The organism is Vibrio sp. Vb2960, from assembly GCF_033337665.1.
Classification (GTDB): domain Bacteria; phylum Pseudomonadota; class Gammaproteobacteria; order Enterobacterales; family Vibrionaceae; genus Vibrio; species Vibrio alginolyticus.
Genome location: NZ_JAWORD010000031.1, coordinates 19,524 through 46,504, shown reverse-complemented (window position 1 = coordinate 46,504; position 26,981 = coordinate 19,524). Strand labels below are relative to the sequence as shown.

General features: G+C 44.4%; 24 protein-coding genes and 1 other annotated feature. Of the genes, 17 read left to right on the top strand and 7 right to left on the bottom strand.

Annotation, left to right across the window (positions count from 1 at the left end):
- Positions 1-124: 124 nt before the first annotated feature.
- Positions 125-745: an L-threonylcarbamoyladenylate synthase gene (locus R7O03_RS20880; RefSeq protein WP_005376791.1), complete on the bottom strand. Its 621-nt coding sequence runs from the start codon at positions 743-745 to the stop codon at positions 125-127.
- A gap of 59 nt (positions 746-804) precedes the next feature.
- The gene (gene rnm, locus R7O03_RS20875) at positions 805-1,662 is read right to left on the bottom strand and encodes an RNase RNM (protein WP_005386777.1); all 858 of its coding nucleotides are present in this window, start codon (positions 1,660-1,662) and stop codon (positions 805-807) included.
- A 95-nt stretch (positions 1,663-1,757) separates the two neighbouring features.
- Between rnm and R7O03_RS20870 the strand changes: the two genes are divergently transcribed.
- The 8 genes from R7O03_RS20870 (at position 1,758) to R7O03_RS20835 (ending at position 9,704) form a co-directional block, all read left to right on the top strand.
- The gene (locus tag R7O03_RS20870) at positions 1,758-1,883 is read left to right on the top strand and encodes a trp operon leader peptide (RefSeq protein ID WP_005376787.1); all 126 of its coding nucleotides are present in this window, start codon (positions 1,758-1,760) and stop codon (positions 1,881-1,883) included.
- Positions 1,830-1,933: a sequence feature (Trp leader region), on the top strand. It overlaps the preceding gene by 54 nt.
- A gap of 126 nt (positions 1,934-2,059) precedes the next feature.
- Positions 2,060-3,625 carry an anthranilate synthase component 1 gene (locus tag R7O03_RS20865; protein ID WP_031781064.1) on the top strand — a complete coding sequence of 522 codons (1,566 nt, stop codon included), beginning with the start codon at positions 2,060-2,062 and terminating at the stop codon, positions 3,623-3,625.
- A gap of 16 nt (positions 3,626-3,641) precedes the next feature.
- Positions 3,642-4,250, top strand: coding sequence for an aminodeoxychorismate/anthranilate synthase component II (locus R7O03_RS20860; RefSeq protein ID WP_042522815.1), 609 nt, complete (start codon positions 3,642-3,644; stop codon positions 4,248-4,250).
- A gap of 37 nt (positions 4,251-4,287) precedes the next feature.
- Complete coding sequence (gene trpD / locus R7O03_RS20855) at positions 4,288-5,298, top strand: anthranilate phosphoribosyltransferase (protein ID WP_318131997.1); 1,011 nt, start codon at positions 4,288-4,290, stop codon at positions 5,296-5,298.
- A gap of 13 nt (positions 5,299-5,311) precedes the next feature.
- Positions 5,312-6,751 (top strand): bifunctional indole-3-glycerol-phosphate synthase TrpC/phosphoribosylanthranilate isomerase TrpF, encoded by a 1,440-nt coding sequence (trpCF, locus tag R7O03_RS20850; RefSeq protein WP_213966778.1) that lies wholly within the window; start codon positions 5,312-5,314, stop codon positions 6,749-6,751.
- Between the two features lie 64 nt (positions 6,752-6,815).
- Positions 6,816-8,006 (top strand): tryptophan synthase subunit beta, encoded by a 1,191-nt coding sequence (gene trpB / locus R7O03_RS20845; RefSeq protein ID WP_005386770.1) that lies wholly within the window; start codon positions 6,816-6,818, stop codon positions 8,004-8,006.
- A complete protein-coding gene (gene trpA, locus R7O03_RS20840) occupies positions 8,006-8,812 on the top strand; it encodes a tryptophan synthase subunit alpha (protein WP_130545111.1) in 807 nt (268 codons plus the stop codon). The genes trpB and trpA overlap by 1 nt, the downstream gene beginning before the upstream one ends.
- Before the next feature lie 196 nt (positions 8,813-9,008).
- A complete protein-coding gene (locus R7O03_RS20835) occupies positions 9,009-9,704 on the top strand; it encodes a Crp/Fnr family transcriptional regulator (RefSeq protein WP_005376777.1) in 696 nt (231 codons plus the stop codon).
- Between the two features lie 126 nt (positions 9,705-9,830).
- Here R7O03_RS20835 and R7O03_RS20830 read toward each other — a convergent pair whose 3' ends face one another.
- The gene (locus R7O03_RS20830) at positions 9,831-11,372 is read right to left on the bottom strand and encodes a long-chain-fatty-acid--CoA ligase (protein WP_213868122.1); all 1,542 of its coding nucleotides are present in this window, start codon (positions 11,370-11,372) and stop codon (positions 9,831-9,833) included.
- A 543-nt stretch (positions 11,373-11,915) separates the two neighbouring features.
- On the opposite strand from R7O03_RS20830, the gene R7O03_RS20825 reads away from it, so the two are divergent.
- The 8 genes from R7O03_RS20825 (at position 11,916) to R7O03_RS20790 (ending at position 19,594) form a co-directional block, all read left to right on the top strand.
- Positions 11,916-13,175, top strand: coding sequence for a dicarboxylate/amino acid:cation symporter (locus tag R7O03_RS20825; protein WP_005376774.1), 1,260 nt, complete (start codon positions 11,916-11,918; stop codon positions 13,173-13,175).
- 156 nt (positions 13,176-13,331) lie between these two features.
- Entirely contained in the window at positions 13,332-14,516 is a 1,185-nt protein-coding gene (locus R7O03_RS20820) for an acyl-homoserine-lactone synthase (RefSeq protein ID WP_318131996.1), read from the top strand.
- Positions 14,509-17,049: a response regulator gene (locus tag R7O03_RS20815; protein WP_318131995.1), complete on the top strand. Its 2,541-nt coding sequence runs from the start codon at positions 14,509-14,511 to the stop codon at positions 17,047-17,049. The genes R7O03_RS20820 and R7O03_RS20815 overlap by 8 nt, the downstream gene beginning before the upstream one ends.
- Before the next feature lie 111 nt (positions 17,050-17,160).
- Complete coding sequence (locus tag R7O03_RS20810; protein WP_017634694.1) at positions 17,161-17,403, top strand: hypothetical protein; 243 nt, start codon at positions 17,161-17,163, stop codon at positions 17,401-17,403.
- A gap of 198 nt (positions 17,404-17,601) precedes the next feature.
- Entirely contained in the window at positions 17,602-18,165 is a 564-nt protein-coding gene (locus R7O03_RS20805; RefSeq protein WP_085569781.1) for a septation protein A, read from the top strand.
- A 225-nt stretch (positions 18,166-18,390) separates the two neighbouring features.
- Positions 18,391-18,786, top strand: coding sequence for an acyl-CoA thioester hydrolase YciA (gene yciA, locus R7O03_RS20800; protein WP_005376768.1), 396 nt, complete (start codon positions 18,391-18,393; stop codon positions 18,784-18,786).
- A 115-nt stretch (positions 18,787-18,901) separates the two neighbouring features.
- Entirely contained in the window at positions 18,902-19,198 is a 297-nt protein-coding gene (locus tag R7O03_RS20795; RefSeq protein ID WP_318131994.1) for a YciI family protein, read from the top strand.
- 3 nt (positions 19,199-19,201) lie between these two features.
- A complete protein-coding gene (locus R7O03_RS20790; RefSeq protein WP_005386726.1) occupies positions 19,202-19,594 on the top strand; it encodes a GspS/AspS pilotin family protein in 393 nt (130 codons plus the stop codon).
- Between the two features lie 133 nt (positions 19,595-19,727).
- Here R7O03_RS20790 and metE read toward each other — a convergent pair whose 3' ends face one another.
- On the bottom strand, positions 19,728-22,010 hold the full coding sequence (metE, locus tag R7O03_RS20785) for a 5-methyltetrahydropteroyltriglutamate--homocysteine S-methyltransferase (RefSeq protein ID WP_318131993.1): 2,283 nt from the start codon (positions 22,008-22,010) through the stop codon (positions 19,728-19,730).
- Positions 22,011-22,291: 281 nt separating this feature from the next.
- Between metE and metR the strand changes: the two genes are divergently transcribed.
- Positions 22,292-23,203 (top strand): HTH-type transcriptional regulator MetR, encoded by a 912-nt coding sequence (gene metR / locus R7O03_RS20780; RefSeq protein ID WP_005376763.1) that lies wholly within the window; start codon positions 22,292-22,294, stop codon positions 23,201-23,203.
- 21 nt (positions 23,204-23,224) lie between these two features.
- On the opposite strand, the gene R7O03_RS20775 is transcribed toward metR, so the two are convergent.
- The 3 genes from R7O03_RS20775 to R7O03_RS20765 form a co-directional block, all read right to left on the bottom strand.
- Complete coding sequence (locus tag R7O03_RS20775; RefSeq protein ID WP_005376762.1) at positions 23,225-23,425, bottom strand: DUF4250 domain-containing protein; 201 nt, start codon at positions 23,423-23,425, stop codon at positions 23,225-23,227.
- Positions 23,426-23,577: 152 nt separating this feature from the next.
- Positions 23,578-24,288, bottom strand: coding sequence for a hypothetical protein (locus R7O03_RS20770; protein WP_005376761.1), 711 nt, complete (start codon positions 24,286-24,288; stop codon positions 23,578-23,580).
- Between the two features lie 86 nt (positions 24,289-24,374).
- Complete coding sequence (locus R7O03_RS20765) at positions 24,375-26,831, bottom strand: EAL domain-containing protein (RefSeq protein ID WP_318131992.1); 2,457 nt, start codon at positions 26,829-26,831, stop codon at positions 24,375-24,377.
- Positions 26,832-26,981: the final 150 nt, after the last annotated feature.

The following is a 26,981-nucleotide window of genomic DNA, read 5'->3' as shown; positions in this document are numbered from 1 at the left end:
TGAGTAGTTTTACAGGCAAAGCCGAAACGGATGATAACCACCTACTGAAGTAGGTGGTTTAGGGCTGAAAACAAAAATAGGAGGCGCGATGCCTCCTATTTTGTTTGACGGTGGTGTGCGTCTACTATTCGAATGGTGCAGGGTCACCAGATCCCAAACGAACCACAACAGGTTCACCTTCGCTAAAGTCAATTACAGTCGTAGGTTGTTCACCTAGGTAACCGCCATTAAGAATCACATCAACCGCATGTTCTAGTTTATCGCGAATATCCTCTGGATCAGATTCTGTTACGTCACTGCCAGGTAGAATCAACGACGTAGACATCATCGGCTCACCTAATGCTTCCAACAAGTCCAAGGCAATTTGATTGTCTGGAACACGGATACCGATGGTCTTACGTTTTGCATTCATCAAACGACGCGGCACCTCTTTTGTGCCTTTGAAGATGAAGGTGTAAGGACCTGGTGTGTTATTTTTCAGCAGTCGGAATGCAGAGTTATCCACTCGCGCATAGAGAGAAAGCTCCGACAAATCACGACACAGTAAAGTAAAGTTATGCTTATCATCCAGACGACGAATCTGACAGATTCGTTCCAGTGCCTGTTTGTTCTCCAACTGACAGCCAAGTGCGTACCCTGAATCAGTAGGGTAAACCACAACGCCGCCGTTACGAATGATTGCTACTGCTTGATTAATCAAGCGAGCCTGTGGGTTTTCTGGGTGAACGTAAAAAAACTGGCTCATTGTAATTCCTCATTATCGAGCCTCTCGGCTCTATATTTTTATGGGTTCTCGACTTCGTATTACTGAGTATTATTCAACGAAGGATCTATTCCCCAATCTTTCCAAACTGGTTCGACGCCAGCAGGCAACCATAGGTTCCTTCCTAGCTCCATCCACGGTGATGGGTAGTGAAAATCACTGCCTTGAGAGGCTAATAGTTTGTATTGTATAGCATAATCAGCCAAGTTGCGCCTTTCTTGTTGCGCTTGCTGTGGCTGTGCAACTTCCATCGCATCACCACCCGCTTCGACAAACGCTGCTAGAAGACGCTTAATCCACTTCGCTGTCAACTTATATCGACCAGGATGCGCTAATACCGCCATTCCACCAGCCGCATGGATAGCATCAACCGCATCCTTCATCGAACACCAATTCGGTGGTACATAACCTGGGTTATTACGCGTTAGGTATTTTTTAAACACCATTTGCATGGTTTTTGCGTAACCATTATCTACCAACCATTTCGCGAAATGCGCTCTTGTCACTGGAGCATCACCGGCGATTTGCCTTACCTCTTCAAGCACACCTACTCGAGTTGCTTTTTGTAGTCGCTCTGCAATTAACTCAGATCGTGTTATGCGATGCTGCTTCTGCTGTTCTATGAGGGCAGATAATTGTTCATTTTCCGGATCAATATTCAGGCCGACAATATGAATGTCTTTGTTTTGCCAGACGGTCGATATCTCAATGCCATTGATGATTTTTATCGGCAAATTATTATCTTGAACGTATTGCTTAGCTAACGCCAAACCGTCAACCGTATCGTGATCAGTGATCGCCAAAACCTCGATATCAAAACTCAGCGCCCTTTCCACTAAATCTTTAGGTTCTAACCGACCGTCCGATGCTGTGGTGTGACTATGTAAATCAATTCTCATATTTTTATCGTTTTAATGCCGTTTTGGGGTTGACTTTTTACTCTCGCACTAGTTAACTAGTACACAAATACAAAGTATGTAATTTAAGGTTCACCATGTTACAAGAATTTAACCAAAACCAAAAAGCGAAAGTTGCGGTTTGTCTTAATAAGGCAAACTCATCAGATCTTGCTTGGTGGCGCACTTGGACTAGTTCTTGGTGGGCAAACGTATACTTCTAGTTTATAGAACCAAACGTTGTAAAGCCCGCTACTTAAGCGGGCTTTTTTGTTTTGTTGCTCATTTCACATTCAACTGCCTAAACATTAATCGAATATAGCCAACTCTAGATTGGGAGAACGTTTGCTTTATGCGACTATGTACGGCAGGAAGATTTAAACAGCTACAAGGAGGTCTTGTGAACAAGGCCATTGAAATTAAGAAACTTGGACAGCTTGAAGTGCTAACGGCTTCCGTCCCTTATACTCAAGACCCGACTCGCTTGTTCCACACACTATGTGAGAACAAAACTGACAGCCTATTGCTGGAATCTGCTGAGATCGATTCAAAGCAAAATTTAAAATCCCTGCTAATCGTAGATTCAGCGGTTCGCATTGTTTGCTTCGGCCATACCGTTAGCATGCACGCCTTGACCAATAACGGTAAAAACCTACTGTCTCACCTAAACCAAAACATCCGTGGTGACGTTGAGAGCAAGTTCGATGGCGAAACGCTAACTTTGGAGTTTAACCAGCCATGCGACACGTTAGATGAAGACTCTCGCCTGCGTGAAGCCTCTTCTTTCGATGCGCTGCGTTTGGTTCAGCATAGTTTTGATATTTCACAGCAAGACAAACACGCAATTTTCCTTGGTGGTCTGTTTGCCTACGACTTAGTCGCAAACTTTGAGCCGCTTGGTAATGCCGAAGCAACAAATCAGTGTCCAGATTACGTTTTCTACGTCGCGGAAACACTACTTGTTGTCGACCATCAAACGGAATCTTGCCAGCTTCAAGCGACGTTGTTTGTTGATGGTTCAGAGAAAACAGCGTTAGAGACTCGTATTGCAGAAATTAGCGCCCAGTGTGCAGCGCCAAAACTACTGCCAAGCGCAAAACAAATCGCTGACGTAACGGTAGAACCTAGCGTATCTGATGCAGACTTCTGCCAAACTGTTCGCGACTTAAAAGAGTTCGTAGTGAAAGGCGATGTATTCCAAGTCGTACCATCTCGCCGATTCACTCTACCTTGCCCTTCTCCACTAGCGGCTTACAAAGAACTGAAACAAAGTAATCCAAGCCCTTACATGTTCTACATGCAAGATGAGCTGTTCACTCTGTTTGGCGCATCACCAGAAAGCGCGCTTAAGTATGAAACCGATACCAACCAAATTGAAATCTACCCAATTGCAGGCACACGTCGCCGTGGTAAACGCCCTAAAGGCGAGATCGATTTCGACTTGGATAGCCGCATCGAACTTGAACTGCGTACTGACATGAAAGAAAACGCAGAACACATGATGTTGGTTGACTTAGCACGTAACGACGTCGCTCGTATTGCACAAGCGGGCACTCGCCACGTAGCAGACCTTCTAAAAGTCGACCGTTACAGCCACGTAATGCACTTGGTATCTCGTGTGGTTGGCCAACTGCGTGAAGACCTAGACGCGCTGCACGCATACCAAGCATGTATGAACATGGGCACGCTCACTGGTGCACCAAAGATTCGCGCAATGCAGTTGATTCGCGATGTGGAAGGCGCACGTCGCGGTAGCTACGGCGGTGCGGTTGGTTACCTAACTGGTGAAGGCACACTCGACACGTGTATCGTCATTCGCTCAGCTTACGTAGAAAACGGCATTGCTCAAGTTCAAGCTGGTGCAGGCGTGGTGTTCGACTCTGATCCACAAGCGGAAGCAGACGAAACGCGCGGCAAAGCACAAGCGGTAATCTCTGCTATCCAAGCAGCGCATAAGTCACAATAAGGAATAGGGTTCAGAGATGGCTAATATCATTTTTATCGACAACTTTGACTCGTTCACCTACAACCTTGTGGATCAATTCCGCTCGCTAGGTCACTCAGTCAAGATTTACCGAAACAACATCCCAGCAGAAACCATTGAACAAGCGGTAAATGAGCTTGAAAACCCAGTGGTCCTGCTATCACCAGGCCCCGGAGCACCGTCAGAGGCAGGCTCAATGCCGGAGCTTATCCAACGTATGAAAGGCAAAGTGCCGATGATCGGTATTTGTCTTGGTCACCAAGCGATTGTTGAAGCATACGGCGGCACCGTTGCTGGCGCGGGCGAAATCATTCACGGTAAGGTCTCTATGATGGAGCACCAAAACCATGCGATTTACCAAAACCTACCATCACCACTTGCGATTGCACGTTACCACTCGCTGGTTGCGACCAAGGTTCCTGAGAACCTAACCATCACAGCAGAAGTGGATGACTTGGTAATGTCTGTTGTACATGAAGAAGATAAAGTTTGCGGGTTCCAGTTCCACCCGGAATCTATTATGACGACCTACGGAGCAACACTGTTGGCCAATGCCATTGAATGGGCACTAGAAGAACAAACTTCAGCGACCCCACTCACTGCTTAAAAAGCACTTGGCACATAAGAAATTTAGGAGAGGAAATATGGAAGCAATCATCAACCCTATTATTACCAAACTGTACGAGCAAGAATCGCTTACTCAGGAAGAGAGCCAACAGCTATTCGACATCATTATCCGTGGGGAACTAGACCCAACTTTGATGGCATCAGCACTGACTGCACTAAAAATCAAAGGCGAGACACCGGATGAAATTGCAGGCGCAGCGAAAGCACTGTTGGCAAACGCAAACCCATTCCCTCGCCCAGATTACGATTTCGCAGATATCGTAGGTACTGGCGGCGACGGTCACAACACCATCAACATTTCAACCACTGCGGCGTTTGTTGCTGCAGCATGTGGTCTAAAAGTGGCGAAACACGGCAACCGCAGCGTTTCAAGCAAATCGGGTTCTTCTGACCTTCTTGATTCATTTGGTATTAACCTAGCAATGAGCGCAGAAGATACGCGCAAAGCGGTAGACGAGATCGGTGTTGCTTTCCTATTTGCACCTCAGTACCACGGTGGTGTGCGCCATGCGATGCCAGTGCGTCAAACCATGAAAACACGCACCATCTTTAACATCCTTGGTCCACTGATTAACCCTGCTCGTCCTAACATCGAATTGATGGGCGTTTACAGTGAAGAACTGGTTCGTCCTATCGCAGAAACCATGCTACAAATGGGTATGAAGCGCGCCGCTGTAGTTCACGGCAGTGGCTTGGACGAAGTAGCAATTCACGGTGAAACAACCGTTGCCGAAATCAAAGACGGTAAGATCACAGAATACAAACTAACGCCTGCAGACTTCGGTCTAGACGCGCACCCGCTAGAAGCGATCAAAGGTGGCGATCCTGAAGAAAACAAAGCGATCATTACCAATATTCTGACGGGTAAAGGTACAGACGCACAATTGGGTGCAGTGGCGGTGAACGTTGCTCTGCTAATGCGTCTATTCGGCCACGAAGATTTAAAAGCCAACACGCAACAAGCGATTGAGGCAATGAATTCAGGCAAGGCGTACCAACTGGTACAACAACTTGCCGCACACGCTTAAGGAATTGAAGAAGATGACTGACTTCAACACTCAGCAAGCTGACAACCTGTCTGAACACGTTTCTAAGAAAGAAGCAGAAATGGCAGAAGTACTGGCGAAAATTGTCCGCGACAAATATCAGTGGGTAGCAGACCGTAAGGTGTCTCAACCGCTAAGCACATTTCAGTCTGATTTGCTGCCATCGGACCGCAGCTTCTACGATGCTCTGAGTGGCGAAAAGACGGCATTCATCACCGAATGTAAGAAGGCATCTCCTTCTAAAGGTTTGATTCGTGATCACTTCGACTTGGATTACATTGCATCGGTTTACAACAACCACGCAGATGCAATTTCAGTCCTAACAGACGAGAAGTACTTCCAAGGTAACTTTGACTTTCTTCCTCAAGTGCGTGGTCAAGTCAAACAACCGGTTCTGTGCAAAGACTTCATGGTAGATACCTACCAAGTTTACCTAGCACGTCATTATAGTGCTGATGCTGTGCTACTGATGCTTTCTGTCCTGAATGACGAAGAGTATAAAGCCTTAGAAGAAGCAGCACACAGCCTGAACATGGGTATCCTGACCGAAGTCAGCAACGAAGAAGAGCTTCATCGTGCAGTTAAGCTAGGCGCACGCGTTATCGGCATTAATAACCGTAACCTTCGCGACCTAAGTACTGATTTGAATCGTACTAAAGAACTGGCACCGACAATTCGCGAACTGGCTCCTAACGCAACAGTAATCTCAGAATCTGGCATTTATACCCATCAACAAGTTCGTGATTTAGCGGAATACGCAGACGGCTTCTTGATTGGTAGTTCACTGATGGCGGAAGACAACCTAGAACTTGCTGTACGTAAAGTGACGTTAGGCGAAAACAAAGTGTGTGGCTTAACGCATCCAGATGACGCAGCAAAAGCGTATCAATCTGGCGCAGTATTTGGTGGCCTGATTTTTGTCGAGAAGTCGAAGCGTGCGGTTGACCTTGAGGGTGCTCGCTTAACCATGAGCGGTGCTCCACTGAACTATGTAGGCGTTTTCCAAAATCACGATATCGATTTTGTTGCTTCTGTCGTCACCTCTTTGGGTTTAAAAGCGGTGCAACTGCACGGTCAAGAAGACCAAGCTTACGTAAACCAACTCAAAGCCGAACTACCAGCAGCGGTAGAAATTTGGAAAGCTTACGGCGTGACTGATGCCAAGCCAGAACTGCTAGCAGACAACATTGATCGCCATTTATTAGATGCGCAAGTTGGCACTCAAACTGGTGGAACTGGTCAAGTGTTCGACTGGTCACTGATCGGCGACCCAAGTCAAATTATGCTAGCGGGCGGACTGTCGCCAGAAAATGCTCAACAAGCAGCGACACTAGGTTGCTTGGGATTAGATTTAAACTCTGGTGTAGAAAGCGCACCAGGCAAAAAAGATTCACAGAAGTTGCTCGCGGCATTCACTGCTATTCGCAACTACTAAAGCTGGATATCAGCTAAAAAATTTAAAGCTATTCGTAGCGAAAAATACGAGAAGGAATATAACGATGGCAAAACTGAATGCCTACTTTGGCGAATACGGCGGTCAGTACGTTCCGCAAATTCTAGTTCCAGCACTGGAGCAACTAGAGCAAGCGTTTATCGACGCGCAAGAAGATCCAGAATTCCGCAGCGAATTCATGACGCTTCTTCAAGAGTATGCGGGCCGTCCAACGGCTTTGACTCTAACTCGTAACCTAACCAAAGGTACGAAAACCAAACTGTACCTAAAACGTGAAGACCTACTTCACGGTGGCGCGCACAAGACCAACCAAGTGTTGGGTCAAGCGCTGCTTGCAAAACGCATGGGTAAAAACGAAATCATCGCAGAAACAGGCGCAGGCCAACACGGTGTAGCAACTGCACTAGCGTGTGCGCTGCTTGGCCTTAAGTGTCGCGTTTACATGGGTGCAAAAGACGTTGAACGTCAAAGCCCGAACGTATTCCGTATGAAGCTTATGGGCGCAGAAGTTATTCCTGTCCACTCGGGTTCAGCGACACTTAAAGATGCATGTAACGAAGCGCTACGCGACTGGTCTGCAACTTATGAAGATGCGCACTACCTACTAGGTACAGCGGCAGGTCCTCACCCATTCCCAACGATCGTGCGTGACTTCCAACGCATGATTGGTGAAGAAACGAAGAATCAGATTTTGGCACGTGAAGGCCGTCTTCCTGATGCGGTTATCGCATGTGTGGGCGGTGGTTCAAACGCGATTGGTATGTTTGCTGACTTCATCGAAGAAGAAAGCGTTCGCCTAATTGGTGTTGAGCCAGCAGGTAAAGGTATCGATACTGACCAGCACGGTGCACCACTTAAGCATGGTAAAACAGGCATCTTCTTCGGTATGAAAGCGCCATTGATGCAAGATCCTAACGGTCAAGTTGAAGAATCTTACTCGGTATCTGCTGGTCTTGATTTCCCTTCAGTTGGTCCACAACACGCACACCTAAACGCAATTGGCCGTGCTGAATACGACAACGTGACAGACGATGAAGCGCTAGTAGCATTCCAAGAGATTGCACGTCATGAAGGCATCATCCCTGCACTTGAATCTTCTCACGCCGTGGCACACGCTCTGCGTATGGCACGTGAGAATCCAGAAAAAGAGCAATTGCTGGTTGTTAACCTATCTGGTCGTGGTGATAAAGATATCTTCACTGTACATGCCATCCTAGAAGAAAAAGGAGCGATCTAATGAGCCGTTATGAGAAGATGTTTACGCGCCTAAACGAAAAGAACCAAGGCGCATTTGTACCGTTCGTAACGGTTTGCGATCCAAACGCCGAGCAGTCTTACAAAATCATGGAAACACTGGTCGAGTCTGGCGCAGATGCACTTGAACTTGGTATTCCATTTTCAGATCCTCTTGCGGATGGCCCGACCATCCAAGGCGCTAACATTCGTGCGCTAGATTCAGGCGCAACACCGGATATCTGCTTCGAACAAATTGGTAAGATCCGAGCTAAGTACCCAGAGCTACCTATTGGCCTTCTGATGTACGCGAACCTTGTTTACTCTCGTGGTATCGAAAACTTCTATGAGCGTTGTGCAAAAGCAGGCATCGATTCTGTTTTGATTGCAGACGTACCAACTAATGAAAGTGCAGAGTTCGTTGCTGCTGCAGAGAAGTTTGGTATTCACCCGATCTTCATCGCACCACCAACGGCAAGTGACGAAACACTGAAGCAAGTATCAGAGTTAGGTGGCGGCTACACTTACCTACTATCTCGTGCAGGCGTTACTGGCGCAGAAACCAAAGCAAACATGCCTGTAGGTCATATGCTGGATAGACTGAACCAATTTGATGCGCCACCAGCACTACTTGGTTTTGGCATCTCAGAGCCAGCACAGGTGAAACAAGCACTAGAATCTGGTGCGGCGGGGGCTATTTCCGGTTCGGCTGTCGTGAAGATCATTGAAGCGAACGTTGAGCAGCCACAAATTATGCTCGACAAGCTAGGTGAATTCGTTTCTGCAATGAAAGCTGCCACTCAAAAATAATTTCAGTTTGATATGACACAACAACGCCCGCTTAACATTATGTTTAGTGGGCGTTTTCTTACTATCGCGTTTATACCACGTCATTTTTTGTTCAACGCCCGCACTTTCCAAATCTATCTCAAGCAGAGCACTCAAAGAGTGTTAAGCTTGGGTAACTTAACTAACTCAATAAAGCAATGTGCAGTAAGGTTGCTACATGGAAGAAGTCAAAACACTGCTAGCCAAATGTCCTGTACTATCAGGGCTGCCAGATAAAGGGCTTAGTGAAGCAGCGCAAATGACTAAGGTTCGCTGCTTCGACGAAAAAGCACTGATTTGCAATAAAGGTGCGCTTCAATCTTCTCTTATGGTCATAGCTCAAGGTGCAGTGAGAGTGAACTCAATTAGTTCAAAAGGCAAAGAAGTCACACTGATGATTTTCGAAGCTGGTGGCTGGTTTGGAGACAATGTTTTTTCTCCCGGTATGCCTCGTATTTTTGGTGCGACCGCGCATTCGGACGTGACTGTAATGGAGCTTCCTGGAGATAAATTTCGCCAGTTACTCGCCAAATACCCTCAAAGTTACCCCACTATACTCGACTTACTTAGCCGCCGTTTATGGTCTGCTATTTCTGTTATCGAAGATGACGCGATTAGAGGAATTGAAGAACGAGTCGCCAAAAGGTTGCTGCTGCTTGCTGAATACCAACTTAATCAAGCGATCGATACTCGACCATGCGTTGTCAGGGTAACAAGAGAACATATCGCTAACATGATGGGGCTAACTCGTCAGAGCGTACACAAGATACTAAAACGATTAGAAAGTATTGGGATGCTAGAGCTAAACTATGGCTCAGTAACCATTACCAACCCGAAACGCTTAGAAGAATACTTTAAAGAACTCGAGCAATAGATCCATTCAACAAACGGTAAGTATTGTCTAACGATAGCTAAAAACCTTATGCATCTAATTGGTCAAGAGCACAACACCATTTGCACTTAGGCAAGTGGCGCTGTGACACAAAAACCATTGAATTGACTAAGCTATATTCAATTCAGATTTCAACTCACGTTTCAAAATCTTTCCTGTCGCACTCATCGGGAGGTGTTCACGAATTTCGACATAACGAGGATATTTAAACGAGGCTAATTGCTCTTTACCCCACTTTTGTAATGAATCGGCGTCAATGTATTCTTTTGGTTTAAGTACAACGTAGGCTTTTATCTCTTCGCCATACTCTTCATTTGGAATCCCTATCACCGCTACCATTGAAACTGCAGGATGAGTCATGAAAACTTCTTCAATTTCTCTGGGATAAACATTAAATCCACCTCGAATGATCAGATCTTTCATTCTATCGACAATAAATAAATTACCTGAACTGTCAAAGCGGCCCACATCACCAGTATGGAACCAACCATTTTGTAGCGCAGATTCAGTAACTTCTGGGCGGTCAAGATATCCCTTCATAACATTATGACCACGCACAACAATCTCACCTTCTTCGCCTATCGGTAGTGCATTACCTTCAATATCGATAACTTTTACTTCGACACCTTGAACCGGTTGACCTACCGAGCCTGGTATGCGCTCCTGATCCAAATGATTAAAACATGCAATAGGACTTGTCTCCGATAACCCGTATCCTTCTAAGATCGGCACATTAAATGTTTCTTCAAAGGTTCGAAAGATTTCGGTTGGCAATGGCGCACCACCGCTTACTGCAACACGCAATGACGAGGTATCAAATTGATGCTGCACATGAAGCAGACCGATGTACATCGTTGGCACACCAGCAAATATCGTCACCCTATGTTTTTCCACCAGCTCAAGAACATGTTTAGGCTCAAACCTAGGCACTAACACCAATGTTGCCCCGCCCAAAACACTAGCATTTAAGTGGACGGTTTGACCAAATGTATGAAATAAAGGCAAAGTTACTAAGTGAATATCATCGGCCTGGCTGCCCATAATGTTTTGTGCCACCAGAGCGTTCATTATGATGTTCTGCTGAGTCAGCTCAGCGCCTTTTGGTAAGCCTGTCGTGCCTGATGTATACAAAATCACACAAGTATCATCCGCATTACGCGGTATATAATCCGGCAACGGTTGGACATCGGCTATAAACGCATTGAGAGTTATTACACCATTCCAATAGCTTTGATCTTGAGATTGAGTCAATACGACTATGCCTTCGCATGTATCGACTTGTTCAAAGGCTTTTACACCCTCTTTTGCCATTGGCAGTTCTTTCGTCCCTTCAAAGCAGAAATAAAACTTCGCTTTTGAATCTTCTAAGTGATACTTAATTTCTCGCGCTTTCAAAAGCACATTTAATGGGACTGCAACCGCGCCGGCTTTTTGTATTGCATAATAAACAAACGCGAAAAAAGGAATGTTTGGGCATGAAATCGCAACGCGGTCACCTGGCTTTACGCCTTTATTGATTAAAGACGCTGCGATCTTGCCAGCGATCGCATCAAATTGCGCATAACTTATCTTTTCAGCGCCACATATCAACGCCGTTTTATCTGGTTTACTCGCAGCATTTCTTTGTAACGCAGCAGCAAGATTCATCATAGTCTCTTCACCTCTTACTTGTCTTTCTCGTCTAATCAGCTCAGGAGCATTAACTAAGCAAGTTATCCCTAACACTGGATCGTCAGCATTTGATTCTCACCAGTCATTATCATTTAACATTATGTTTACAACGCAATCTGGACTAAGAATGTAAAGCAATTAACATTTCAGAAGGCAAATTAATAAAAGTGTGAGCTTGAAAGAGATGAATTGTTATAAATATCACCCCAAGTCACTAAAAACTCTGACTACAATAGCAAATACAAAAGCGGTTAAAATTAACAAAAAGAAAACAAATAAAGAAAAATAAACTTGAACAATCCCAAGCGTAACCCTTATAAGAAAAATCAATAGCAAACGTTTGCTATTGGACAAAACTTTATCGTTCGTCAATAAAATATCGATTAATCCATCAATAATACCTTGCTGCATATTGCCAATTGTAAACGATAAGTGTAAAAAGCAAGGCGAGATAATTATCCGTAAATCCATTTATGGTTAGTGGGTAATTTTAGGATTTTACATTTTATTAGCACAGAGGTTATGGAAGTGTTAAAAGAAAAGAGTTTGCTAAACAACATTGGCGTACAAGTCGTAATCGCAATGATCGTGGGCACAGCCGTTGGTGCCATGATGGGTCATGATGCGACAGTGTTCGCTCCTTTAGGTGCTATCTTTATCAACTTAATCAAAATGTTGGTTATTCCTTTGGTCGCTGTAGCCTTGATTTCTGGCGCCGCTGGTCTTGGGAACAGCCAGTCAGCAGGTAAAGTTGGCATCGTCACTCTAGGTTATTTTGGTTTAACATCCGCCCTAGCCGTTGCGCTTGCACTATTTATGGGTGAAGTATTCCAACCAGGCATGGGTATCGACGTCTCTGGCGTTGAAGGCATGTTCTCAGCAGAATACGCTTCAAAAGGTGAACTACCTACTTTCTGGGCAACCATCACTGGTATGATCCCAACCAACGTTTTCCAATCACTAAATGAAGCAAACATCCTACAGATCCTCGTTTTCTGTATGTTCTTTGGTATTGCGATTTCTAAGCAAGCAAAAGAGCGTCGTGAACCAATCATCAATGGTGTTAACTGCATCGTTGACGCAATGGTTTGGATGATCAACAAAGTAATGATCATTGCACCTATCGGTGTATTTGGTCTGATGGCAGAAGCCGTCGGTACGTTCGGTTTTGGTGCGCTAATGGTGGTGTTTAAACTGTTCGTTGTTTACGTTGCCGCCATCCTAATCTTCGGTTTCGTTGTTTACCCAGCAATGGTGCATGTTTTCACGAAGACATCTGCGAAGAAATTCCTGTCTTCAATGAAGAAACCGCAAGCAGTTGCACTTTCAACAGCGTCTTCTATGGCAACACTGCCTGTCACAATGGACACCTGTGAAAAAGAGCTGGGCGTAAAAAATTCAACTGCATCATTTGTTCTGCCTCTAGGCGCAACGATCAACATGTCAGGTAATGCGATTTACTATGGCTTGGTTGCTATCTTCTTTGCTCAACTGTTCAATATCGATCTAGGCATGGGCGCTTACATTGCAATTATCGTAACGTCTACATTGGGTGCGGTTGGTCAAGCAGGTGTTCCTGGCCCTTCTTTCCTAGTGGTTGCCGTGCTTCTTGCCGCTGGTATTCCAATTGAAGGTCTACCGCTGCTATTCGCTCTTGACCGTATTTTCGATATGATTCGTACAGCACTGAACATCACAGGTGATGCTGCATGTGCAGTTATCGTTGATGCGCTAATTGAAGAAGAAACGGCAGAAGCTGAGCTAAAAAAGCAAGAAGCCTAACCCTTTCTTGAATAGACCAAAAACCGCTCATAATGAGCGGTTTTTTTGTCTTTTCTTGCATTACGTAACTATACAAATAGAAACCGATGGCATAAATTTTTCAAAATGATATAAACCATTACAAAATATAACAAAACGTTAGAGCTAGGTTATATCATGAGTCTTGAGCAATCTTTGGAATATCTCACCAAAATAAATTTGCCGATCGAATCAAAGCAGCAGGCCCTGGTTGACTCAGTTATTCTTACCCTAACGAAACAAAAACGAGATGCTCTTTTTCAACAGGTTGCTCTGTATCGAATAAAACTGCTTAAATCTCTCTTTCCTAAACACGCATCAAAAAGTCTTTCTGCACTATTTGAGTTAATGGATTATCGAGATTTAGTGCAACAGTATCCGACAGGTTTCTCCAAAGAGATTCGTTTACTTGAACAACTTGCCGCAGATTGTTACCCGCATTGGATGGTTTTCTGGTGTCAATGCGAGATCGAAGCAATCAAGCAAAAATATCCTTCAAACGAAGCTGCGATTCCTACTCCGCTTCCGTTTGACGACCACAGCTATACTAGCGTGTTAATTGAAGATATCGCAGATTGCGCTCTTGAGGTAATGCTGCCAAATCATGCAGCGTTAATGCCGATTTCCGAAGCGATCACACTGAGTAATCTTGAGCTTTTCGTCCAAACTGAACAATGGTTTGAAATCTTGCCTCTTTTATCACTCTCGCAAAAAGGGCAGCACTTTGCCCTCTTGCTCAAATCGTCATCTTCACCAATCATGGTCTCCTCCGCTTTAGTGCAAAGCTGGCATCAACGAAATAACTGGCTTAGTTACTCACCACAGTTTAGTAACGAACAATGGCAGTTTTGCTTTCCTAATCATGGGTACAGTGTTCTCAATCAACTGGGTATTTTGGAGTGTCGTGCTCTAACTCATGAGCACACTCTTATTGAGTTTGATGCTCAGTTTCAATCTCGTGTAAAGAACACTGAAGCGGTTTGCGAAGTACTGCGTCTTACGGTGGGAGGCAACATTCAACAAAAGCTGTATTTTTTGTATCTGGCGCAAAAAACTATGATGAGCGAGCTCTATAAAGCAGGCTATAAGCTCGGCTTTACCATTATTGAGCAAGTATTTATGTTAAATTTCTATCAATCTATTGATTTAAGTGCCTACTTTCACTCAGGATACCGCGACATTAACGGTGACGGTACCAAGACATACCGCGGTTTCTGGAATTTAGGTATGATGGTTGAAGCATTTCAAGACATACAATTTCGCGACTACAAACATTGCGTACGAACAAAAAGAATGGATAAAAAGGTAAATGAGCATGCTTGATGTTCATTTGCACGGTCTCTTTTACCCAAAAGCAATGGCATTGTACGCGACTGTACTAATAGTATTCGCTTGGCTACTGTATTACTGCTATCGCCTAAAACAGAAGAGTGAATCAATCTTAGGCTCGCATCACGCGCCTTACATCGCTTATTCCAGCTGTATCATTGTTTGGATAAGCAGCAACGCCTATTTCCATACCGATTTATTGCCAGAATTAGGCTCTGTTGGTGGCATTTTTATGGCTAAGTTAGCGAACTTAGCGTCTTTTTTCGCCTTTGCGTTTGCATTCTATTTTTCTTGCCAGTTAACCGCAGATGTTAAAAAAACAGCGGTCAAAGTCTGGCAAAAAGTCGTCTTTGTCGCACTAGCAACGTATTCACTGTACATCAACTTAGTGCCGAATCTTACTGTCGAAAATGTCACCATTAGTGGTCCAAGCCAGTTCGTCATTGAATTTGGCCCACATACCTCATATTTTTTCATTAGTTTGCTAGCTTTCGTGGTACTAACGCTGCTTAACTTGATTGCCATGCGCGCTAACAGCAGCAAGCTCACGCTAGCAAAAAGCAACTATATGATCGCTGGCATTTTGGTATTCATGTTATCTACGGCAGTGATACACCTTGGAATGACGTATTTCCTTGGCGACTTCTCCCTAACTTGGTTACCACCAGCACTTTCAATCAGCGAAATGTTGTTTGTGGGCTATGCCCTACTTACCTCTCGCTTCTACAGCGCTAAATATCTCACGTACTTAACGGTAAGCGCGCTCTTAGTCTGCGCCATTTTTGTTCTGCCGCTAGGGGCGATATTTATTCCTATCTCTGAAGATAACCAATGGCTTGTTGCGGTACCTTTATGCGCGCTTATCGGTATCACTTGGCACTTGCTTTTTAAGCGAGTCAGTCGTTTCGCTTCGTATTTTATTTATGGGAAACGACACACTCCCGTTCAGCAAATCCTTGGGTTAGAGGAAGAGTTTAAACGCTCAATAGATGATGCTATGCGTCAGTTGGCATCGTTACTTAACATACCAAACAACAAGCTACAGCTAGTCACTAGCAATTACACAGAAACGTTTTACGAAGAGTACCTGCCGTCAAGCAAGTCAGTTCTCGTGCTTGATGAGTTGTCTGAAGAAATTGATTATGCCTCCTCTTCTAAAGGGTCTATGAGAAAGCTCTACGAGCGTATGAGCTCAAGCAATACTGCGCTCGTTATGCCTCTCTTCGGTCGTGGAAAGTCTGTTACTCACTTGCTGATTTCTTCACATAAAATAGATAATAAGCTGTTTTCTAATGAAGAAATCTCAGCTCTGCAAACGTTATTAGTTCGCATCCAGAGCACCATAGAAGCCGATAGAAAGGTACGCCAAAGCCGTGCGCTGGCTAACTCCATTGCACATGAAATGCGTAACCCTCTCGCTCAAGTACAATTACAATTTGAAGCTTTAAAACAGCATATAGAGTCAAACGCCTCACTGGATACGCTAAAAAGAGAAATTGATAAAGGTGAAGCCGCTATACAACGCGGTCGACAACTTATCGATATTATTTTACGAGAAGTTAGCGACAGTTCACCAGAGTATGAGCCTTTAGCTCTCACTTCCATACATAAAGCCATCGACCAAGCAGTAAGCCGTTATGGTTTTGAAAACGATCAAATAATAGAGAGAATTAACCTGCCACAGGCACACGATTTTGTCGCGAAGTTAAATGAGACCCTGTTTAACTTTGTCATTTTCAATTTGATTCGTAACGCTATCTACTATTTTGATTCTTATCCCGACAGTCAAATTGAGATTCGTACCCAGACGGGGGCTTACGAAAACATTCTGATCTTCCGAGATAGTGGGCCAGGTATAGATAGCAGTATCTTACACAAGATATTTGATGACTTTTTCTCGTATCAAAAAAGCGGAGGCAGTGGCTTAGGTTTGGGCTATTGCCAACGTGTTATGCGCTCATTCGGAGGACGAATAGAGTGCCAGTCTGAATTGAACGAGTTCACAGAATTCTACTTGTATTTCCCAGTCGTACCAAACGCACCAAAACCAGAGACATTAAGGGCACCGGACTTTGATAGCTGGAAAGCAACTGCATCACATTCTGAAAATCATTCAGCTCAACACGTACAAGTATCTAAAGATGCACCAACAGTGCTCATTGTTGATGACAAAGAGGTGCAACGCACCTTGGTACAGATGTATTTAAAAAGGCTGGGAGTCAACAGCTTACAAGCAAATAATGGAGCCTCTGCGTTAGAACTATTCCACTCTCACAAGATTGATCTCGTTCTTATGGATGTCCAAATGCCGGTAATGAATGGATTTGACGCCAGCCAACGGATTAAGCAAATCACATCCTCCGTTCCAATCATTGCATTATCTGGTGAGTCTGGAGCTAGAGAGTTGGAGCTAATTTCGAAACTCATGGATGACAGACTCGAAAAGCCCACCACGTTAAATGCACTTCAAGTCGTCATCCAAAGATGGTTACAGAACGAGAATTTTGCACCTTCCAACACTTTTTAATTTGCAAATATAGAATTGGCACTAGATGTGCATTATTGGAGTAAATCGAATTATCCAGAAGGTCAAGCAGGCTGCAAATGAGTAGCGTATGAGCTTGATAAGGAGATCGCCATGTTACTTCATCGACATACATACTACGGCTTGATTCATCATGGAATCAAAACACTGTTACTTGATCGCTTAGGCCACTATACAGAAGAAGAGTATCATCAATATCTGACCCTGATGACTGGTAAATCCACTTGCTTCACGATGTCTCTCGAAGAGCTAGAAGCAACGGTCGATAACTTACTGCGGGAAGGCTATTTAGAAGATGTAAAAACGCTTATTTCCCAATATCAACGTGTGGCTTAAGGTTTAAAACTCTCAACTCTATTGCCGCTTCACGCGGCAATTTTTATTCCTTCCATTTGCTGTTTCGACGTGGAAGAAGCTTGCGGGCTGTACGATATACTAAGCGTTACTATTCTTACCTTAACTTCCTCAGTATTCACATCTTGTCAGATTCCGTTAGACTGTCTTCAATTCAATAATTAGGTAGATTTTGCCATCATGAAGCAGATCCTAGACTTTATACCACTCATCGTTTTCTTCGCTTTATACAAGCTGTACGACATCTACGTGGCGACAGGTGCACTGATCGTAGCAACAGCCATTCAACTTGTCGTCACCTACGCGCTGTATAAGAAAGTCGAAAAGATGCAGCTAATAACATTTGTTATCGTCACTATCTTCGGCGGCATGACCCTTTTCTTCCACGACGACAATTTTATAAAGTGGAAAGTCACCATCATTTACGCGATTCTGGCGATTGGCTTAGCAGTGAGCCACGCATTGGGAAAATCAGCTATCAAAGGTATGCTAGGCAAGGAAATTACGTTACCTGACGCTGTTTGGGCAAAGATTAACTGGGCTTGGGTTGGCTTCTTCTCATTCTTCGCTGGCCTAAATATTTATATTGCTTACGAATTGCCGTTGGATGTTTGGGTTAACTTCAAAGTATTTGGAATGTTGATCGCGACATTTGCCTACATGATTGTGACTGGCTTTTACATTTATAAACACATGCCAAAAGAACAAAAAAATAACTCATCCGATGTGTCCACTGATGATTAAAAACTCAGTTTTGCTATAATCCGCGACTTCACAGCGACCTTAGGGTCGCTGTTTTGCTCCATGTATCAGTAAACCGCTCAAACAACGTACCGTTTTCAGACCATTCTTGCTGCTGTAAACCAACTTTCTCTGGTCCGGTATCTGCGGTTTTTTAAGGACCTTTGGTTCTAGGTATTTACTATGTTGGCGCTTAGTTTGAGCGCCTTTAAGATTTAGGATGTCACAATGAGTCAAGAAATTAGCTCTCCGAAAGGTCAAATGCTGCTTCGTACCCTTGCAATGCCTGCAGATACAAACGCCAATGGCGATATTTTTGGCGGTTGGATAATGTCTCAGCTCGACTTAGCAGGCGCGATTCTGGCAAAAGAGATCTCTTGTGGTCGCGTTGTCACCGTTTCGGTATCAAGCATTACGTTCAAAAAACCTGTTGGTGTGGGCGATGTCGTATGCTGCTACGGCGAATGCACTAAGATCGGCCGCACATCCATGAGTGTCGATTTGGAAGTATGGGTCAAACCCGTCAAAGCTCACGGTGTTGGCGAACGCTTCATGGTTTGTGATGCGACCTTCAACTACGTAGCCATTGACAGTGAAGGTAAACCACGTCCGGTTCAGAATTAGTCAACCTACAACGCTAACAGTTAGAAAGGATCTCACATTTTCTGTTGTTCACTTGTGAGAGACACAAAAAAGGCGTTAAATTAACACTTTACCCTACCAATTAAGGAACTATGCTATGTGGTATGTCATCTTTTCACAGGACGTTGAGAACTCGTTGGAAAAACGCATGAGCGTTCGCCCACAACACTTGGATCGCTTACAAAAGCTACAAGACGAAGGTCGCCTTCTTACAGCTGGTCCGATGCCTGCGATAGATTCTGACAATCCTGGTGAAGCTGGATTTACGGGCTCAACTGTCATCGCTGAATTCACCTCTCTAGAGGATGCTAAAGCGTGGGCAGAAGCCGATCCTTACGTAGCGGCTGGTGTTTACGATAATGTAATCGTGAAACCGTTCAAAAAAGTGTTTTAATTTATGAAAAAATTACTGTGTCTTTTCTTGGTATTTGGTGCTCTGGCTGGCTGTTCATCAACCGATGATAATCAGCGCCAACTTGAGCTTATGGCATCAAACCGAGCAGGAGTCTTGTCAGCGGGCCTCCCTTTAGAGTACGGTCCACTGCAAATAATGCGTGTCTCATCCAACAAAAATGTTGTAGAGATGATGATGATTTATAACGATGGCGCACTCGGTGCAAAGCCGTTAAATCAAGTACTGAATACCAGTATCTATACCTACTGCAGCAACCCAGAAGTTCGCAAGCAAATTGATATGGGCTTGATGTATCGTATTAAAGTACGTAATTCTCGCGGTCAGTTGATGGCAGATGAGTTGGTTTCCGCACAGACTTGTACTCAGGTGAAGTAGCTACAGTAATTTTTGTTGCTTTCGGCATGAGACGATGATTCGCTATTATTGGATAATCTGAAAACGAAAGTTAACAATTAAGAATAGAAAAACGGAGACCACAGTCTCCGTTTTTATTTGCTGTAACGATGTGTTATGCCAGCTCAGCACGGAGCTTCTTCGCCGCTGAAACCAGATTTGCCAATGCGGCTTCTGTCTCCTTCCAGTTTCGTGTTTTCAGACCACAATCTGGGTTTACCCACAAACGTTGAGCCGGAATTTTTTCTGCCGCTTTCTTGATTAAACCTTCAATCCATTCTTCCGTAGGAATGTTTGGTGAGTGAATGTCATAAACACCAGGGCCAATTTCGTTCGGGTAATTGAACTCTTCAAATGCTTTCAGCAGCTCCATATTTGAGCGAGATGTTTCAATGGTAATGACGTCCGCATCGAGTGCCGCAACCGAATCAATGATTTCATTGAACTCGCTGTAACACATATGAGTGTGAATCTGAGTTTCTGGTTTTGCACTTGCCGCAGAGACCTTAAACGCATTTACGGCCCATTCTAAGTACGCTTTGTGATCGCGTTTTTTGAGTGGTAAACCTTCTCGAATGGCTGGCTCGTCAATTTGAATGATATTGATGCCTGCATCTTGCAGGTCAGACACCTCATCACGTAGTGCCAAAGCAAGTTGCTGCGCAATTTCTTGACGTGTGATGTCTTCCCGTGGGAACGTCCAACATAAAATCGTTACTGGTCCAGTCAACATGCCTTTCATCTGTTTGCTGGTTAGCGATTGTGCGTACGTCGACCATTCAACTGTGATCGGTTTTTCACGTTCAATGTCAGCAACTACAATGGCAGGTTTCACACAGCGAGAACCATAACTCTGTACCCAACCAAATTTGGTCGTTTGAAAACCCGCCAAGTTCTCAGCGAAGTATTCCACCATGTCGTTACGCTCTGCTTCACCATGAACAAGCACATCTAGGTCGAGCGCCTCTTGACGTTTTACTGCGTCAGCAATATGTCCTTTAAGTGCTTGGATATATTCAGACTCAGATAACTGACCTGTACGATAAGCGCTGCGCTGCACCCGGATTTCACCCGTTTGAGGAAAAGAGCCGATTGTCGTTGTTGGCAACAAAGGCAAGCCCAATACTTCAGCTTGATGCGCAGCACGCTCTGCATAAGGTACGCTGCGCTCGGCAAGTGACGCGGTAATGTGGTTTAAACGCGCTTGTACTTGAGGTTTATTCACATGTGTTGCTGTCTTGCGCGCTTTGATTGGCTGGCTATAGGTATCACAAGCGAGAATCGCATTTTGATCACCATCGAGCGCTCGGCCAAGCAAGGCGACTTCTGCCACTTTTTGTTTTGCAAAGGCAAACCAACTTTTTACTTCTTCGCTCAGTTCTGTTTCCAGTGCTAAATCAACAGGGCTATGTAGCAGAGAACATGAACTGGCAACCCAAAGTTTGTCGCCCAGTTTCTCTTTGACTGGCTGTAGACGCTCGAGTTGAGCACTTAAATCCGAACGCCACACGTTACGACCATTCACAACGCCAGCAGAAAGCACCCACCCCTCCGGTAACTTGGCAACCACATCGTCAAGCTGCTGAGGGGCGGCAGATAAATCGATATGCAAACCATCCACCGGTAGCTCTACAATTTTGTCTAGCGTATCGCTTACGGAGTCAAAGTACGTCGTTAGCAGCACTTTTACATCGCTTCGAATCACTTGGTAGGCTAGCTTAAACGAATCAGCCCATTTGCTTTCTAGCTCCAGTGACAAAATTGGCTCATCAATCTGAACCCACTCAACACCTTGACTTGCTAGCTTTGCCAAAATAGCTTGGTAAGCAGTAAGTAAGCGTGGTAGCAGGGTTAAGCGGTCAAACCCTTCTTCGACCTCTTTGCCCAAGTAAAGGTAACTGACTGGACCAAGCAAAACAGGCTTCACTTGGTGGCCAGCTTGAAGCGCTTCGTTGACTTCTTCAAACAGTTGCGGCCAGCTCACTTCAAACGTATCGTCCTTGCTGAATTCAGGGACAATGTAATGGTAGTTTGTGTTGAACCATTTGGTCATATCCGATGCCGCAGCGCCCGCACAGCTGCAACCCGCCTGAGATTGACCGCGACCCACTTTGAACAACGTATCCAGGTTAGGGAAACCATCAGCGTGACGCTTTGGCACATGACCCAATAGCAACGTGGTCGTCAGTACATGATCGTACCAAGCGAAGTCGCCAGCGGTGGCAAAACTCAGACCAGCATCCGTTTGTGTTTGCCAGTTTTTGGCGCGTAGATCTGCCCCAACCTTTTTAAGCTCAGCTTGATCAATTTCTCCTCGCCAGTATTTCTCCTGAGCGAATTTTAATTCTCTTTTTTCACCAATGCGTGGATAACCTAGTATGTGAGTCGTTGTCGCCATGTCCCTATTCCTTTCTCAATTTTGTTCAATTTGTTTGGATCAGAGCATCTTTCGGTAAAGAATGAGATGTCTGGATGGCTAAACTATCGCTCTCATCTGATATTAGAACAACGTCCATTTATTCAACTTGTTTATTAAAAAAATTCATCATGAAGCGACATGATTCGCAAATAAAAACAACAAATAGACGTCTAGACGTTTACATATCCATTTTTTGTCGTTAAGTTATTTACACGATTGCTATTCTGTTCATAGCGAGCAACAAAGGATGAAAGGAATTCATGATAGAGCTAAAACATTTGCGGACACTCACTTCGCTTCGAGACACTGGCTCTCTAACGGCGACAGCGACCGCTTTGCATCTCACTCAGTCGGCACTGTCTCATCAGATCAAAGATTTGGAGGCGCGAATTGGAGGGCAACTGTTCCTGAGAAAGACTCGTCCGGTGAAGTTCACTTCAGAGGGAGAAATCCTATTGCGTCTTGCAGAAGATATCCTTCCGAAACTCGCAAGAGCAGAAAATGATTTAGCGAGCTTGAAAGAGGACGTCAATGGCCGATTACATATGGCCATTGAATGTCACTCTTGCTTCCAATGGCTAATGCCTGCACTTAGGGAGTACCAACTTGCTTGGCCTAGCGTAACATTGGACTTTTCCTCTGGTTTTGGCTTTGAACCACTCCCTGCTCTATTGGCAGGCGAACTCGATCTCGTTATTACTTCCGATATCCAACCTCGATCTGAAGTCCACTACGAGCCTCTATTCGACTTTGAAATGCGTTTAATTACCGCAACCAACCACCCATTGGCGGAAAAAGAAATTATTGATCCGCAAGATCTCGCAGATCAAACCATGCTCTCTTATCCGGTTCAAAAACAAAGGCTAGACGTCGTAAAACACTTTCTTCAGCCAGCAGGAATAGAACCTGCGAAATGGAAGCAAGCCGACAATACTCTCATGCTAGTTCAGATGGTCTCTGCTGGATTAGGGGTGGCGGCACTACCCAATTGGGCGATTTCTGAATTTTCTCGCCAAGGTCTTATTACCAGTAAACCTTTCGGCCAAGGCTTATGGCGTCGCTTGTTTGCAGCAACGCGTCACTCAGAGAAAGAGAAGCGTTACTTACAAGCTTTTTTCGCAACCGCGAGGCTACAATGTAAAAGCCACCTTGACGGAATCAAGGTGGCTTAAAAGATTTGGGTTATGAAAGGCTTAGCGTTGATATGCTTTAAATTGGTTAGTCAATGGATCGTACTGATAACCGAGCATATCAAGCTTGCCGACTACAGACTCTACATCCATCTCATACACTGATACTAACTCGTCAAAACTGTCGCACTCTAAACGTAGCTTTTCGTTGACGATACCTAGCAAAATAGTGCTGTCCAGATTACCTACATTGCTTAAATCCATCGCGACTCTCCTCTTCGACAAGGTATATAAACAAGCGTAGTAGTAATCACGCGAATTTAAAGTGAGTGCGATCTAAAACGTGATCACCTTATACCCAAGCACCAAGAAAGCACTTGGATATAAGCTGTCTAGCTTTGTCTTTAGAATAGAGGTTAAGCCGCGAGAGAGAATAAACCTTGCAGGCTCGTCATCGACGCGAGTGCTAGAAACAAGGCAACGCTCAGTTGCACCTTTTCTGGTTTCTTATGCGTAAAAATATGCCAACACCACACAATAATTGAAGAAATTAGCATAGCTAAAGACAGCAAGATCGGCTGTGTCGCAGCGTTTAGTGTGGCTTCATTTAACTGGTAAGAAGCAAACAACGTTGCGATGACTAATAGCATTCCAGACACAATGCCAGTAACTGGTAAAATGCGGTGAAATGCCTGTAACCTGCTGCGAGCTATCGTAAGTAGCAATTGAGAAAATGACGCCCCAAGGAAAAATATCATTAGCGCCATCGCTATCGATGCTGGCCAGCTTGATTGCTCAAATACCTGAATACTTACATACGCAAAGGCCAAACCATTCGCTAAATGCATCGCCCATAGTGGCCCTTTTTCACGCGTTTTCTTGGTTTGAACCTGAGAATAGAAGTAGAAAATAGCAAACACGATCATAAATGCTTCAATGCGAAGTGACGCAACAGCGAGCCACAATACAGCTACTGCAGGCAACATTTTATGAAGACGTCCTCGCTGACCAGGACAAATATCGCCCTTGATTAGAAGCAAAGTCAGTAGCGCTTGTGCGCCAAATAGCATCGGAGGGAAAGTAACCAGCAATTGTTGAATCATGTTGAATGCACGCTCAAAAGTCATTTTGGGGGGCGATAATATCAAATCAACTATCGCCAAACCACCGAAAGTCGGCCCCCAAATGAGCTAAAACGGTAAGACAATTTTATTCACAGAGAAGCAAGATACTTCAACGCATCTTCCTGCGTTAAAACTCCACGGTACTCTTCTTTGGTATTACACAGTACCCAAGGGAAACGGATGCCGGTTTTAACCAACTCTCGAATAACAGAGACAGGTAAATCCTCATCAACCAACACAAATTCGGTGCTCATTATCTGATTAACAGGACGTTTCCAAATTCGGCTTTCTCGTTCAGTTTCTCGCTCTGTTCCCATCGAAGGCGTTAGGTGTAAATTCACCGTCTCTTTCGTAATTAACCCAACACAACGATTTTCATTGAGAACAACTAAAGGCGAGCTTGGATTCAAATTCATGTACTCCACTGCCAAGGAGAGCGGTTCTCCAGGGTCCATAGACCTGACTTGTTCATGGCTCACAGATTGCAACACATCACTTTGCTTAGACTCAATCGCGATGTCAGAGAACAGATGCTCATAACTGTCCGCTTTATCCATCAAATCGACAGGCACGGCAGCAGAAAATAGAAAGCCCTGCATGTAATCGACACCGATTTCTGCCAATACTTGAAGTTCTTGCTTAGATTCCACGCCTTCAGCAACCACTTTTACATTCATTTGCTGTGCAAGCTCGGTGACCATTTTAACAATGTTATAGCTGGTGCTCCCTTTATGAATGTTCTTGACGAATTTTCGGTCTATTTTCAGTAAATCAAACTGCCCTTTTTCTAGATAAGAAAAAGAAGAATACCCAGTACCGAAGTCATCAATCGCGATCTCAATGCCCTCTTTCCGCACTTCCTCTAGAGCTCGAGTATGCTCCTCATCTTGTTCAAAATACGCGGTTTCTGTTAGCTCGATAGTTACTCGCTTAGGGTCTACACCACTGGCTTTAATCAAATCATGCGACCGCTGAAGGATCTGAAGAGAATCCAATTTCGTATTGAGGGAGCGATTGATGGTCACGCCCACTTCCTCGCCATAAATTTCTTGTAAGCGCGGAAAGTGCTTCAACGCAGCTTGGCAGACCACATCATCAAGTGCCGCTATGAGTTCTAGATCTTCAATAATAGCGATCATCTTTTGCGTACAATACGCATCATTTTCATCATAGAAGCGTGCGAGAGCCTCGAACTTAACCACGCTTCCGGTTTGAACGTCGATAATCGGTTGAAAGTAAACGTCCACTAGCCCACTCTCTATTTGCGCCTCCAAAAACGCCTCGAGATGTTGGCGCTTCACTAATTCAGAGTGAAGTTCACTGTCGTAAAAGTTGAAATAGCTGCCTTCACCGGAAATAGAGGACAACATCGCTTGCGCTGCATGTGCTAGCGCTTGTCTTGGTCGGTTCGTATCATAGCCAAGGATTGACACACCAGTTTGGCCTTTAACGATAGTGGCATGCATTTTTGTGCCCATTTCATTTCTAAGCTCATTAAAGAACCCTTTCATGGCAATTTGGATCAAACGAACCGGGCTCAACCATTGACAATGAGGGGTCTGCAAGCATACGACAAACACATCCCGAGATAACTGCCCCGCAATACTGGTGTAGCGACTTCGCATAATAAAATCTGCAAAACCTAATTGCTGTTCAAGCAAGTATCTCTCCGAAAACTTGGGTCTGAGTGTCATAACAATGTTGAGTTCTTTATTTCTGCTTTCATTCGCTAAGTTAGCTAATTGGAGTTCAAATTCTTTCCTCGTTGGTAAAAAGGCAGCCCAATCATGCTGTTGTTCACAACGATTTTTCATCCACAACAACGAAGCAGAAATATCCGTAGAAAATCCGAGATAAAGAATTCGTCCAGAGTGAAACGTAAGTCGGTAAATACAAAGATGATGAGCTTGGTTGCTACCATTTGCTGTTTTGCTCAGCAAGTTACCACACCAACATCCTTCATCATTAATTTGCTGCCACAGCTGCTCATAAAACGCTTGGCTATGGTGAGAGGTACTGAATATATGAGTTTTAAGCCCAACCAGATCTCGGTTTTGATAGCCCATTTGTAACTCAAAGGCACGGTTACAACCTAAGATGCGCGTATCTTCATCGGCAACTAAAACGCCTACATTTGGCAAATCAAAAATCGTTTCGAGGATTTTCGCTAACTCCTCGCAACCAGTGATTGTTAATTGTGGAATGATAGTGCCTTGGATAATGCGCTTATTGAGCCTTTCAAAACTAATAGTAACGTGCACTAAGTTAACGTTTTTTAGCATCATGCAACAAGAAAACCGCCCCCGTCCGCCAAAGAGTTCCACTTCTAGAATTCGTTGTTTTAGCGTTTCTTGTTGCCCCATCAGCATATGATCAAACAAGTTATTTAGGCTGGTTACTGGCGTACTTATCCCAAATGCCTTTGCCATTCCTTGCTGATCACATTCGAACTCGCGAGTATCAATATCGTAAGACCACTCTATAACAGGAGTTAGACTGGAAGTCGTTTGCATTTTTGGATGCACTGTTGTCGTAGATTCACTCATACCCTAGCCCCTTTTTTGTAATTAGCCCAAGGCTCAAAATTCACAGTCAATTCGCGACATTCCAGTTGGGACCTGCCGATCCTCTTTATAGATGGATTGTGTCAACGATAAGCCTATCGACTTAGAACTATTTCCAGAGCAGCTCAGCCT